Origin of the sequence: Microcoleus anatoxicus (assembly GCF_042465725.1) — a bacterium.
Taxonomy (GTDB): domain Bacteria; phylum Cyanobacteriota; class Cyanobacteriia; order Cyanobacteriales; family Microcoleaceae; genus Microcoleus; species Microcoleus anatoxicus.
In genome coordinates this window covers 4,271,790-4,285,415 of the sequence record NZ_CP120853.1, presented here as the reverse complement: position 1 = coordinate 4,285,415, position 13,626 = coordinate 4,271,790, and the positions used below count along the sequence as shown (strand labels likewise).

Below are 13,626 nucleotides of genomic sequence, written 5' to 3'. Positions count from 1 at the left end.
CCATGCCACCGGAAATGATATTATTGATGTTCACAAAACTTTTCCACGCACCGCACAAACATTTCTACACCAATCCCCAAAGCAGTTTCATCAAAATCAAATCGCGGGTGATGATGGGGGTAGGCTAAATTTTTCTCCTGATTAGCTGAACCTAAAAAGAAATAGCAACCGGGGACTTCTTGCAAAAAGAAGGACATATCTTCACCGCCCATTGTTTGACATTCCGGCACGATTCCGGCTGGAGTTTCTACCACGGTTTCTGCTACGCTACGCACCAATTCAGCCATCTTGGTATCGTTGATGACCGGGGGGTACAACCAGTAATAATCGAATTGATAATTTGCTCCGTGGCTGTGACAAATTCCGGCAATTATTTGTTCGATTCGATTGTTAAAATAACCTTGATATGCTGGATTGAAATAGCGGACGGTGCCTCCGATTTTAGCGGTATCGGCAATGACATTGTGGGTTTGGCCTGCGTGGAATTTGCCGACGGTGACTACTGCGGAGTCGATCGGATCGATATTCCGGGCTACAATTGCCTGCAAAGCGTTGACTATTTGGGCTGCAACTACGATCGCATCTACAGTCTGATGCGGCATCGCACCGTGTCCACCTTTGCCCAAAATTGTACAATCAAAAATTTCCACGGCGGCCATCAGCGGGCCACTACGGACGCCTACAGTGCCTAAAGGCAGATTATTCCACAAATGCAAGCCGACGATCGCATCAACGTCAGGATGCTTTAAAACTCCAGCTTCAATCATGGGCTTTGCGCCGCCTGGACCTTCTTCGGCGGGCTGGAAGATGATTTTTACAGTGCCGCAAAAGCTGTGTTTGTGCTGGGCGAGATAACAGGCTGTACCGAGGGCGATCGCGGTGTGTCCGTCATGGCCACAAGCGTGCATAATGCCGTTATGTTGCGATCGATAATCAACCTGATTTTCCTCTTGAATTGGCAAAGCATCCATATCAGCCCGAATTGCCAAAACAGGCCCTGGTTTGCCACTGTCTATAGTAGCGACAATCCCCGTTTTAGCAATAGCAGTTTGATGCTCAATACCCCATTCCTGCAACTTTTGGGAAACAAAATCCGCCGTTAAGTTCTCCTCAAAACTCAACTCAGGTTTTTGGTGCAAACGGCGACGCCATTCCACTAATTGAGGCTGTAAATTTCTAATTTCCAGCCTCAATTTAGATAAATTGACAGAAGTTAAATTCGGCAAAGTATAAATCATGTTATTGGTTGCTTCTTACTTGTTATTTGCCTACTTATTTTAATCTTTACCTGCTCTAGATGCCAAGCTGTTAAATAATTTGTAAAACTCTCTCTTTTCCTTCTTAGCACTCTCTGCGCTCTCTGCGCTCTCTGCGGTTAAAATAAAATCTTAGTCTTTAATGAACCACAGAGGGTACAGAGTACGCAGAGAAAGAGAACATTGAAAAAGAGAGGTGTTTACAAGACCGTTATTTAGCAATCTGAGGAATTAAGTTTAGCCCAGGTAATAATCGTTCTAAATCTAATTCTGACGCTGCTTTAGCTAGTTTAGTCAGGTCATGGGGGTCATCTAAATGTGGCAAAATACCCAACACACGTATTTGAGTAAGTGACTCAATTAAGTAGATCGGAGCCCAATCGGCAATTTCTTGCTCGGAAGCAGGTTGAACGCAGCTCAGGACAATACCTTTGAGTTTAAAGCCACTTTGTCTGGCAAGGGCAACATTAGCTACAGCTTGCCCGATCGCCCCCAATTTGACTGGTACCACCAATACCCCCCTGAGCCGCCAATCCCTCGCCAGATCCGCCACCGTCAGTTCCCGCGTTACAGGGGAACCCAGCCCTCCCAAAGCTTCCACCAACACAAAGTCTTTGCGCTGCTGGAGGCTTTGTAGCGTCGTCCACACCTTTTCTAGTTCAATAGGTCTCCCCTCCCGTTCGGCGGCGATTGGAGGTGCTAGAGGCGCATCAAAGTGCAGTGGATTGAGTTCTTGGGGGGATTGGTCGAGGTTAAATAAACGGGTGTAGTGTTCGCGATCGCCTGTTCCTGTTTGCAACAGCTTGGTAATTCCCAAAGTGCGATCGGCAAAATAGGTTTGCCAATAAGCAGCCAGAGCACTCGTTAAAACCGTTTTGCCCGCGTCGGTATCAGTTCCAGTAATTAGCAGGGAGTTCATGGATAGCTAATAGGTAAGGGGTAATTTTTATTAAATTGAGTATAGTAGGTTGCAATCATGTCTCATCATTTACTAACTAGGATACCATGTATTCATTAAATTTTGACCTATGTCTCAATTACCCTCTAATTACTCCCGCTCGAATTCAATGACTATCTCTCATCAAATCCCAACGTTAAAAAATATTTTTCCCTATTCTTTCGACCACCAAAATACTGATGATGATGGTCGGATCTTTTGCCCCTAGTTGTAGATTTATTGATTCCTAAAAAAAGCAACTGAAAATTTACCTTGCTAACAGCGATCGCTCGGCTACCAAATATCATCAATTACAGAGCAGGCGATGGTTGAGTGGGATTTTCGACAGGTTCCGGTGCGGGTGCGGGCGACGGGGCTGGTTCCGGCGACGGTGCGGGTTCCGGCGCGGGTGCGGGTGCGGGTGCGGGTGCTGGCGACGGTGCGGGTTCCGGCGCGGGTGCGGGTGCGGGTGCGGGTGCTGGCGAGGGCGAAGGTGTGGGAGTTGGTGCGGGAGTCGGTTTTGGTGTGGGAGTCGGTTTTGGTGTGAGAGTTGGGGCTGGTGTCGGAGCGGGCACGGGCTCTGGTGTTGGGGCTGGTGTCGGCTCTGGCACTGGTTCTGGTGTTGGGGCTGGTATCGGATCGGGTACTGGTTCTGGTATCGGATCGGGCACGGGATCTGGTGCTGGTGCGGGCACGGGATCGGGTACTGGTGCGGGCACGGGATCGGGTACTGGTGACGGTTCCGGGGTTGGTGTGGGAGTTACTCTGGGTGTGGGAGATGGTAGCAGTGGTGTTTCTGTGTTCACCTCCGTTGGAGTGGGCTGCGGGCGCTGATTGTTGAGGAATGAACCTACTAAGGCCCAGGAACCGAAGCCGGTTAAGATGACTAAACCTGCACCGATGCCGATCGCCGCCATGGGATTGTCCCAAATAGAGCTGGTGGGGGGCTCGATGACTGGATTGGGCTGGTTTTGGGGGTGGGAACTTTGACCGATCGGCTCTGGCCGTCTACCCACGGCTACTGTGGCTACTTGGGAGACATTGGACGATACCGGTGGCCCAGTGGGGGCTACGGTTTGGGGGTTAGCATAGGGATTTATTTGTCCGTCTAGTGCTTGGGCGACTTCGCTGACTGATTGATAGCGATCGACTGGAGTGCGACTCAACATCCGATTTAAGACTAAAGCTAAAGCCGTGCTCACCTGCACTCGCTGCTGCCAATTCCACAGCAGAGTGGTTTGATCGAGTAATTCCTGGGGTTCTTTCCCTGTCAGCAGCACGATCGCCGTTACTGCTAAAGCGTAGAGGTCGCTGCTGGCTGTGGCTCGCCCGCTTTGCAACTGTTCCAGGGGTGCGTAGCCGATTTTACCGACTGTGGTGGCGTGGGCTGTGCCTTCGGGAGACTGCACTTTGGTGGCGAGTTCTTTCACTACTCCAAAGTCAATCAGTACGGGCATTTTGTCGTTTTCGCGGAGAATAATGTTTTCTGGCGAGATGTCCCGGTGAATGATGCCGCGGGCGTGGATGTGAGCTAGCACTGGCAGCATTTGCCGGATAAATACCAGCACTTCGGCTTCCAAGAAGGTGCGGCCACGGTCAAGGCGATCGAGCAGTAGTTCCCGATAAGTTTTCCCTTCCACGTAATCCTGCACCAAAAATAAACGCTGATTCTCCTCAAATATTGCCCGAAACTGAGGAATTTGGGGGTGTTGAATTTGATAAAGAATGGCTGCTTCTCTTTGAAACAATTCCTTGGATTTTTCCAGCACGTAGGCACCGCTTTGGGCTGGAATAAATTCCTTCAGGGCGCAATGTTCTTGAAATCGCCCCAAGTCTTCTACTAAATAAGTGCGGCCAAATCCTCCTTGACCTAAAATCTTCAGTAAGCGGTACCGGCTTTGTAGGAGAGTTCCAATAGCAATAGGTGGCTGCATAAATTTAAGTAGACAGTGTTTAAAAATAGACGATCGCGGACAGACTTAGACTGTTATGTGTTTAAGGCTCCATAGCATACTTCACCGTCTCTAGCTGAGAGTCCCGATCGAAGTTAGCATTTTACATTTTTTTGTACAACTTTCAAAAACCGGGTTTTTTTTGCAGATTTAAACAGGGACAACCACGGGGGGTTTGCCCCTGGATTCTAACTGCTGACTAATGACTGCTGACTTAAGGACTAAGCTTCGCTTTCACCATGTCTTGAATTTTCTTGCCGTCTGCTTTGCCTTTAAGCTGCTGCATGGCTGCTCCCATCACCTTGCCCATATCTTTGGCAGAAGTAGCACCCGCCGTGGCAATAACTGCATCAATAACTTGACTGATATCTTCGTCTGACATCTGAGGTGGCAAATACTCTTCCACAATTGCCAACTCCGCTTCCTCTTGTGCGACTAAATCTTCACGGCCACCTTTGCGGTATTGTTCGATCGAATCTCGGCGCTGTTTTGCTATTTGCATTAAAATCTCCATCTCTTGAGCTTCAGTCAGGGTGTCTTGCCCGGAGGGACGGAGGCTGACTTCTTTTTCGAGAATAAATTTCTTGATGCCACGTACTGTTTCCAAGCGAACTTTGTCCTTGGATTTCATAGCGGCTTTGATTTCTGCGTCAATGCGTTCTCTTAAGCTCATGGATTTTCACCTTTTTTTGCCCGATATCAAAAATCAGGAGTCTGCTTCAAATTCTTAACTTTTTTTGCGGTTTTTTGCAAGTTTATTTTCTTTCCATCGATCGCAGGCTCGATCGTACCGGAGTTTCAGCTACCATACATAGCTAGCCTAAATCATTTATACCGATCAAAAAAAACCCGTTTCTGGGGGTAAAGTGGTGATACCACTCAATTAGGGTTGCTATATTTCTAGTTTCCGATGGTAAGATAGCGGTAAAATAAACGTCTTGCAAGAGGCCTGCTGTGATCCGTTCTGCTACTTTACCGCTTCCGCTTCCCGAGCCGCCCATTTCCTCTCACGATCGTCTCCGGTTGTTTTCCGGTTCTGCTAATGTTCCCCTCGCTCAAGAGGTGGCTCGCTATCTGGGGATTGATTTGGGGCCGATGGTTCGCAAGCGGTTCGCTGATGGGGAACTCTATGTTCAAATTCAGGAATCGATTCGAGGTTGCGATGTTTACTTGATTCAGCCAACTTGCTGTCCGGTGAACGATCGCCTCATGGAATTATTAATTATGATCGATGCTTGTCGCCGCGCTTCGGCCAGACAAGTCACTGCCGTGATTCCTTACTATGGGTATGCTAGAGCCGATCGCAAAACCGCAGGAAGAGAGTCAATTACCGCGAAATTGGTCGCTAATTTGATTACAGAAGCTGGGGCTGGCCGCATTTTGGCAATGGATTTACACTCAGCTCAAATTCAAGGTTATTTTGACATTCCTTTCGATCATGTTTACGGCTCTCCCATACTCCTAGATTACCTCAAGAGCAAACAGTTGACAGATATTGTTGTGGTGTCGCCGGATGTGGGCGGAGTCGCTAGGGCTAGGGCTTTTGCCAAAAAACTCAATGACGCACCACTGGCAATTATTGACAAGCGCCGTCAAGCTCACAATGTGGCGGAAGTGATGAATGTGATCGGGGATGTCCGAGGCAAAACAGCGGTGTTGGTGGACGATATGATCGATACTGCTGGCACGATTTGTGAGGGGGCGAGGCTGTTACGCCGCGAGGGTGCAAGACAGGTTTATGCTTGTGCTACTCATGCGGTGTTTTCACCTCCGGCGATCGAACGTTTGTCCAGTGGAGTTTTGGAAGAGGTGATTGTTACCAATACCATTCCTGTACCAGAAGAGAAGCAGTTCGAGCAGTTAACTGTGCTTTCGGTGGCGAATTTGCTGGGAGAAACTATTTGGCGGATTCACGAAGATAGTTCTGTAAGCAGTATGTTCCGGTAGAGGCAAAAATTATTTGTTTAATGTACATAGTCTGGTGCGTTAACTCAATTTAGCGCGCCAGTTTTTTATATCGGAATGATTTAACCGCGAAGGCGCTAAGGACGCGAAGGAAGAGAAGAGAGAGTTTAATACAGGACGATGAAGAGAGGATTTGATATCAGGAACAACAAATGGTAAAATTCTATCTCAATATCTTGTTGTCTGAAAGACGCTAATTTTTTAATTAGACTTCTCCTAAAAAGCCAAGGTTTGAACAGGCTTTCTGGTCTGTTCCCCAACAATTATGGGAGATGTCTATTTGAGAAAGGTTGAATTAAAGTAAGGGGAAAATCAAGAAACATGATCAAACTTTCACTGCGACGTACAGCAGCCGCCCTGGCTAGTTCCGCACTTTTAACCATCGGGGCGATCGGTTCCGCCCTAGCATTTACTTTTGACCAAACAGAAATTAATCAAGACCGAGTGATTGCTATTGCTCAACCCCGTGGTTTTGGTGGCTACCAATTACTAATTGTGGAACAGGTATCTGACAAGCGAGCGTGCTGGAGCGAAAGTGGTTCTAATCCCGTGCAAGTCGATCCGCTATTGATCTCCTTTGATTTTACCGGTATTTGCGGTCGTGCTACTGACAGTAACGGTTTTTCTATTCGCATGGCCGGCACTGACTTAGCATTAAAATACACCCTGGATTTACAGCAAGTCAACGGTGATGTTTTACTCATGGGAACTCCCATCGATCTCAAAGGTGAACCTGTGATTATCGGTAGAACCAATGGTGATGCTAAGGGCTTTATGAAAATTATTCTAGATCCAGCTTGGCGCTTGACCAAAAGATCTTATCAAGGCAAAATATTAGGTCACTTTTATTTCACTAGCAATCAAGCTGCACCGGGAGATATAGGCGGAAACACTGGCGGAAATACTGGCGGAAATACTGGCGGAAACACTGGCGGAAATACTGGCGGAAATACTGGCGGAAACACTGGCGGAAATACTGGTACTCCTACCTTTAAAGATATTAGCAACGATATCTACTCTGCCGAAATTAAAGAAGCTGTCAGCCTTGGGTTTGTCGCTGGATTTTCTCAAGATAATACTTTTCGACCGCAAGTCGCTGTCACTAGAGAGGAATTAGTATCTTTAGTATTAGAAGGTTTGAAAGGAATACCAGGGGCTAACATCAAATTTCCTACCAATATTTCTTTTCGTCCCTATAGCGACGTTGATACATCCCGTTGGAGTGCAGCTAAAGTTCAATTTGCGCGGGACAATAACATAGTCAGCGGCTATAAAGATGGAACTTTTAAACCTACCCAACCAGTCACTCGCGCTGAATTAATGGCTGTCCTCCGTCGTTCCGCAGAATTTGGTTTGTCGGCGCGGGGAATGAAGCCAGACTTAATTCCAAAACAGCCGGCTAAAAATTTTTCTGATACTCAAAGTCATTGGGCCTCGGCAATTATTAATCAAATGTCTGCCTATTGTTCAGTTGCTTCATCTCTGAATGAAATTGGAAATCGGTTTGCTCCCGATGATTCTGCAAAACGGAATTATGCGGCGGCGGCTACTTTGCGGATGTTGAAATGTGTTAAGACTCAGTAGCAGCAAAGCACAGTTTTAAGTTCGGAGTCGATCGACACTAAAATCCTCACTACAAACAGGTTTGTAGTGAGGATTTTAGGACTAAAATTACTTTTTTATTGACTCAGTTTTCTTGGGTTTTTGCTTAGATGCTTGTTTCTTTTTTTGGGGAGTGGCGATTATTTCTGGTTCTTGAAATACAACATTTTCAGTGCCTTTAGAGAAGTCATTTAAGGATATTTTTGCTTGAGTTTGGAGTTCGTTGAGTAAGTTTGATGCTGTTTCTAATATTTGCTTTCCCTGTCGTACTTGGATATTAGTTTGATTTTCGATCGCATCAAACAACACAAAAATAGATATTGTTTGCCAAATATTCAAATCGTCGCCAACTACATCACACTTTGTGACGATTTTACCCTCGGCTGGGATGTGAATTCCTAAGCCAGAATCTTGAATTAATGGCTGGATTTCTGTTATACTTAAATTTGCAATGTCAGCAATTTGATGTTCTAGTAATATTAAATCTGCTAAATCTGGCAAATCGATAGTTTCTGTCCGTAGAGAGTCGAAATTAAAGGTAAGAGTTTGATTTAATGGATCGGAGATGGCATAAATTGATTGAATTTGCGACTTACTAACCGCACCTAAATCGTGAAAATCTCGTCCTCCCGGTGCGATCCTCTTCGAGGGCTTCGCTAACGCAATTTTGCCCATTCCAGACACCTCCAAGATGTCCAAACTCACCAAAGTCGTTGCCGTAGTCTTCACGAAAACCTCGTCTAAGCCCAGCAAATCAGCCAATTCCTTCAACGTTGGCGCAGGTACAAACTCGATACAAGCCCGCAGGATGAACTCTTCCAGCACATTAAATTTACGAGGTTCGCTAATTGTCACCTCTAAAGGTGTTTGCCGTTTCGCACAGCGGAATTGACGCGCCACCAAAACTGACAAACCGGGATTTTGTTGCTCAATTTGTTCGACGATGGCGCTTAAATTTGAATCAATTTGTTTAGTTGATGACGCTAGAAACATCTACAAAACCTCCAAAGTAACGCACAATTTTTGAAACTTCCTGATACATTTTGCCGACAGTACCTGTTTGTTGGGTAAATAAATCGTGACAGCCAACAACTACCAACAATTCTTGAGCGCGGGAAAATGCTACATTCACCCGTTCCGGTTCCTTAGCAAATCCAATATCTCCCCTATTATTATTGCACACTGTGCTGACAATAATCACAGGTCGCTCCATGCCTTGAAATATGTCCACAGTCCCAGTACGGATGCTCAGAGATGGAAATCTTTCCGGTTCAATTCTATCTTGAATTAACCTTAACTGAGCGCCGTAAAAAGTAATTATTCCGATTTCTTTAGGCGCTTCACCATCGGCAATTTTTGACTGCCAAGCTATTTCCATTTCTTCGCATAAACGTTCAATGACATCTACTTCTTTGATATTCAAGCGGGAAGTGCCATTTTTTTCTTCTTCAAAACCTTGTCCAATTGGTGTCTTCACCCACAGGATGTGATTATTTTCTTGAATGATTTTACCTGGGAGATTGTGAGCGCGTTTTTCGTCGGGTTCGGCAATGCCGCAGTTGAGTTTTTGCTCATAGAATTGATTGATTGCTCCCATGATTTGTGGGTGCATTCGGTATTGAGTTGTCAGCATTTGTTTGATGCTGTCGTTGGCATTTTCAAACAACGTTTTGAAGAGGGATTCTTTGATGAAACTTAGTTCGTCTCCGCTACAGCCAATTTCTTCGGCTATATCATCGATGGTATTGCGATCGAACATTGGCGGTAACTGTCTATGATCGCCTACTAATACTAATTTTTTGCCTTTCAAAGCCGGAATTAACAACTCTGGAGGAGTGCATTTACTAACTTCGTCAACGATCACTGCATCAAAGCTGGGAAAGTTTTTGCTGAAGTCGAAACTGGCTGCTTGTACGCAGGTGATACCAATAACATTGGCATTATCTATATAAATTTGCTTTAAATCGCTTTGGTCTTTTTCTGAGGGATTGCGGAGTTTTTCAATCCAATCTGTAACGAAGTTTTGAGAGCGATTTAGTTCTGTTTCGTCTGCTTCTAATTCCCGTTGCCAAGTTTTGAATTGGCGCTTGATTTTGCGTAGAAAGTCGATCGCGAATAATCCCGTACTACTCACTTCTGCCTTGGATTTATCGGGGATATTTTGCCATGCTGACTCCCACCAATTTCTGTCAACTATTAACTCTGGTGTTGGCTGTTGCTGTTCGATTTGAGCCATAATTTCGCTCAATTCTTTTTGAAGTTCTTCGAGTTGCTGTAAGGATTTTTCGGAGGCTAATTTCAGCGGAGATAAATGCTCGTTCAGACTGTCTTTGATGATAGTCAAAATACCGAAAGTATCTAAGTCGGGAATCGAACTTTCAAGCTGCACTGCACTTGCTTTCCAAGTATCAACTTGCCTGATGAATTGCTGCGGCTGCTCCCAAATATTAGATTTCTGGGCAATATATTGTTCGGCGAGAATCTGCAATTTTTCAGGTGCGTTTGGCTGTTGGACAATTGCTTGCAACAAATTAGTAACTTCGTTGATTTTTATATTGCTTGCTTGCTGCGCTGTTGCTACTTGATGCTGAAGGGCGGATATTTCTGGCTGGTTTAAGCTTGAGTTGAGTCTATCTAATAGGTGTTGCTGTTTTTGTAGTTGCTGTTCGGTTTCGGTTTTTAGGGGAACCATGCACTGACGGGCATTTCCGAGGATGCTGTGCAGCAATTCTTTGGCGAGGCGTTCTAAGGTATTTTGGATGTTATTGGGCTGTAGAGATGCACTGTAGATTTGTTGAATATTGCTTAATAAAGTGTGAGCTTTTTCGATGATGAATTTGCGCTGACTTGGAGTGACTTTGGAGTAGTTATCAAAGTCTTTGGCCAGTTGTTGCCATTGAGTGCGATCGCCCGTAGAGAGCACGATCGGCGTTTGACTCAAATTTAGGTGCAAAAACTCGCTAAACCGGAACTGTTGCCCTTGAATGTCCTTAAAACCTGCGCTGGCTTCATGGGATATCGCCTTTTGCAAGCGCTCTAAATCGGGCAAACTGACTTTCCATTTGGGCGGGACGATCGGCAATTTGAGCGATCGGGCAATTTTCAACAATCCCACAGGCAATTCTACCATCTCATCGGTCAGTAACGCTCCCGTTTCCAAACAAGATTTCACAACTTCATACAGTTGAGTATCCGCTGTCTGAATCCATTCTGCAACGGCGACAACAACGATCGCAATTTCCGCTTTTCGCAGTTCCAAATTCTGGATTTTCTGCTCTAAATTATGGCGATTTGTCTGATTTTGGCGATCGCCCAATTGTAGCTGATTCAAAGCATCAGAAATCTGCCGCGACACCAGCAGCGAATCCGCAACTGCTGACATAGCATTACACACATCATCAGCACAATCAAAGGCTGTCTGAAATTCTGCTATTTGTGGTGCTACAGTTTCTCGCAACCAAACCGCAATCCCAAAAGCACCGCAAGCGGGCCTAACAAAGCCTATTTGAGTAGCCTGATTAGCTGCGGTTCGCACATTTCCCATAAAGTTTTCGACCAAAACATTACCTTCTGAATAAGGTTTAAGTCTGGGCAAAAATTCGGTTATTTCGGGAGATTCCCAATCCACTTTGGGTGAAGTTAGCAGTTTTTCTAAACCCAAAAATAAATCTTCTATTTCTTTTTTTTCTGCTAAACTTTCCTGGTATAATGTTTCTTGGTGATTGCAGTTAGCCTCAAGATTTGCCTTGGCACTGTGCAGATGTTTTTGTTGATTATAAAAATATAATTCCGCTGTAAAGTAAGCGAAAAATCTTTCATACTCTGTTAATGAATTTCGTAAAAAAGTGATATTTTGCTGGCGATTTAATAATTTTTGTTCGCAATCAGTCGCCGTATTTTGTAGCCAAGTGCCGATCGCATTTTCTTCCAAAAACGGCTGTCCTTCTTCCTGCACCTTATGAGCTTTTCCCTTCCGCAATGCCCGAATCGCCGGATTGTGAACCAAGCGACTCAAAGCATTATCTACAGCTAAATTTGCCTGAGAAGCAATCAGGGTTTTGCCACCTTGACGGGCAATTTGATAGCAAATCTCGGCAATCACCGTAGTTTTTCCAGTTCCCGGAGGTCCTTGAATCAGAATTAAATCTCGTGCAGCCAGCACTGTTTCTACCGCAGAAATTTGGTCAGCATTGGCATTGGTATTTAATAAATTTTCCCGTTCTAGTTTAATATTTTTTTGTGGCAACCTTGCTTGGGAAGCGTCGAACAAAAAATCGCTCAAATAGGGATTTTGAGCCCTGCCATCTGCCAACATTTTCAAAGCTTGTTCTTTGCGTTTGATCTGACTGATATCGCCAGCAGCCTCAAAATACAAAAATCCTTGTTTAGGTAATAAATATCGATCGCCAGCCATGCGCGCAGCTAAATCTGGGTCTAATTTGATGCGTAATTTGCTATGCTCAAAGTCAATTTCGGCGATCGATCCTAAAGTTTCTCCATCTCGGCTGCTTCTGGTTCCCGGCGCAGAATCAAACAGGGTAATTTCTTCATGGCGGGCATTTTTTAGCCTGTCTCGAAAGTCGCCCAATTCTAAACAATTTTCATCATAGCCATCCAGAGTTGCGGAACTAGAATCAATTTCTAAAGTAATGATTTTGAGCGTCGAACCGTAATTATGACCTCGGAAAGGGACGCAAAATTGACGAGCTTCCGCAATCCGTTTTTCAACTTTTAGGAAACTGTGCCAAACTTTTAGTTGTTCCTCGGTTGGTATGTGTCTATCTTCCCAAAATGGCAGTTGTTGTACGCGGGCGATCGACTTGCGAGGCACCCCAGCTTTACTATTACCTAAAAGTCGCAATTTCTGGGGCAAAACATAACCGTCTTTCTTACCTCTTAGCTGATTTACTAAACCAGCATCCAATAACTTGAGGCCACCAATACCATCTTCACAGCGTACAGTTGCTAATAAGCGTAAAGTGCGGTCTGTTTTTTGCAGCAATTCTGGGAATTCAAAATCATCTCGATCCGTAGCAACGATCAATTCCCAAATTTCTTCTTCCGAAAATCTCTGATTTACCTGTTGGCGGCGCACGTAGAAAAGATTGTGCGATTTACTGACAATATCAGACATCAAAACTTCGGCACGCTCTTTGGACTCCCAATCGCAATATTTTGCTAAAGCCGCTTCTCCTTCAACATCGCGAATAAACTTATTAATCGCTCGATTTCCAGTAAATTTATATCCCCAATCTTCTGCTACTAAAGATGGCATCTTTATTTTTCAATAATTGTTGGTCGCCCCGATCGATACAATATTAGCACAATCGAAACTTGCGTCGCAGTCCAGCAGGGGTTCTACTCGTTACCAGGCTCTGCTGATTGGTGACAAATTAAGTCTAAAACCGTTGTATATCTCGTTCGCAGCCGAGTCTAGATCCCCCTCGCATCCCCACCCCCCCCTAGCCCCCCCCAAGGGGGGAAGGGGGACGAAAGATCGATTTCCAGTCCCCCCCTTGTTAAGGGGGGTTAGGGGGGATCTAGGCTTAATCGTCAAATAAAAGATCCCTTAGTCCTCGATCAAGGACTTCAACCATTAGTCAGGAAATTTATTCTCAGGCTTACTTAAAAGGGCGAATGATGGGAATTGAACCCACGAATGGTGGTACCACAAACCACTGCCTTAACCACTTGGCTACACTCGCCGTGTTTTTCTCACTATAGCATCTAACCTTAGCATAGGTCTAGTGGTTTGGCAAACTTTTTTTTATTTTGGTGAATTTCGGGCGATCGCGCTGACCGACATTGCTTTCAAACTCATACGCTGTATCACTTTAGCACAATTGTAGCTCATCGTCGCTCCCCAATTTTTCCGCAGTCGAGGAGTCGGTGAAGCCAAACCCAGCAGCAAACC

8 protein-coding genes and 1 tRNA gene are annotated in these 13,626 nt (G+C 45.2%); 2 read left to right on the top strand and 7 right to left on the bottom strand.

The window, feature by feature from the left end; genetic code table 11:
- Positions 1-20: 20 nt before the first annotated feature.
- From P2A85_RS18565 to P2A85_RS18550, 4 genes are all read right to left on the bottom strand, one after another.
- Entirely contained in the window at positions 21-1,238 is a 1,218-nt protein-coding gene (locus P2A85_RS18565) for a M20 family metallopeptidase (protein ID WP_377474564.1), read from the bottom strand.
- Positions 1,239-1,467: 229 nt separating this feature from the next.
- A complete protein-coding gene (gene bioD, locus P2A85_RS18560; RefSeq protein ID WP_377474562.1) occupies positions 1,468-2,175 on the bottom strand; it encodes a dethiobiotin synthase in 708 nt (235 codons plus the stop codon).
- 329 nt (positions 2,176-2,504) lie between these two features.
- A complete protein-coding gene (locus P2A85_RS18555; protein WP_377474560.1) occupies positions 2,505-4,127 on the bottom strand; it encodes a protein kinase in 1,623 nt (540 codons plus the stop codon).
- Between the two features lie 232 nt (positions 4,128-4,359).
- On the bottom strand, positions 4,360-4,818 hold the full coding sequence (locus P2A85_RS18550; RefSeq protein ID WP_341731776.1) for a GatB/YqeY domain-containing protein: 459 nt from the start codon (positions 4,816-4,818) through the stop codon (positions 4,360-4,362).
- A 281-nt stretch (positions 4,819-5,099) separates the two neighbouring features.
- Here P2A85_RS18550 and P2A85_RS18545 point away from each other — a divergent pair, with 281 nt between their 5' ends.
- Complete coding sequence (locus P2A85_RS18545; protein ID WP_340521309.1) at positions 5,100-6,092, top strand: ribose-phosphate pyrophosphokinase; 993 nt, start codon at positions 5,100-5,102, stop codon at positions 6,090-6,092.
- Positions 6,093-6,431: 339 nt separating this feature from the next.
- Positions 6,432-7,694: a DUF3747 domain-containing protein gene (locus P2A85_RS18540; protein WP_377474557.1), complete on the top strand. Its 1,263-nt coding sequence runs from the start codon at positions 6,432-6,434 to the stop codon at positions 7,692-7,694.
- Between the two features lie 87 nt (positions 7,695-7,781).
- Here the strand turns inward: P2A85_RS18540 and P2A85_RS18535 are convergent, their stop codons facing one another.
- From P2A85_RS18535 to P2A85_RS18525, 3 genes are all read right to left on the bottom strand, one after another.
- Positions 7,782-8,705, bottom strand: coding sequence for a hypothetical protein (locus P2A85_RS18535; protein ID WP_377474555.1), 924 nt, complete (start codon positions 8,703-8,705; stop codon positions 7,782-7,784).
- Positions 8,683-12,987 carry an AAA domain-containing protein gene (locus P2A85_RS18530; RefSeq protein ID WP_377474553.1) on the bottom strand — a complete coding sequence of 1,435 codons (4,305 nt, stop codon included), beginning with the start codon at positions 12,985-12,987 and terminating at the stop codon, positions 8,683-8,685. The genes P2A85_RS18535 and P2A85_RS18530 overlap by 23 nt, the downstream gene beginning before the upstream one ends.
- A 357-nt stretch (positions 12,988-13,344) precedes the next feature.
- A tRNA-His gene (locus P2A85_RS18525) sits at positions 13,345-13,417 on the bottom strand.
- Between the last annotated feature and the right edge of the window lie 209 nt (positions 13,418-13,626).

Coding starts and splice junctions, on each gene's coding strand:
- P2A85_RS18555 (WP_377474560.1), bottom strand. CDS start 4,127: ATGCAGCCACCTATTGCTATTGGAACTCTCCTACAAAGCCGGTACCGC.
- P2A85_RS18535 (WP_377474555.1), bottom strand. CDS start 8,705: ATGTTTCTAGCGTCATCAACTAAACAAATTGATTCAAATTTAAGCGCC.
- P2A85_RS18530 (WP_377474553.1), bottom strand. CDS start 12,987: ATGCCATCTTTAGTAGCAGAAGATTGGGGATATAAATTTACTGGAAAT.
- bioD (WP_377474562.1), bottom strand. CDS start 2,175: ATGAACTCCCTGCTAATTACTGGAACTGATACCGACGCGGGCAAAACG.
- P2A85_RS18540 (WP_377474557.1), top strand. CDS start 6,432: ATGATCAAACTTTCACTGCGACGTACAGCAGCCGCCCTGGCTAGTTCC.
- P2A85_RS18565 (WP_377474564.1), bottom strand. CDS start 1,238: ATGATTTATACTTTGCCGAATTTAACTTCTGTCAATTTATCTAAATTG.
- P2A85_RS18550 (WP_341731776.1), bottom strand. CDS start 4,818: ATGAGCTTAAGAGAACGCATTGACGCAGAAATCAAAGCCGCTATGAAA.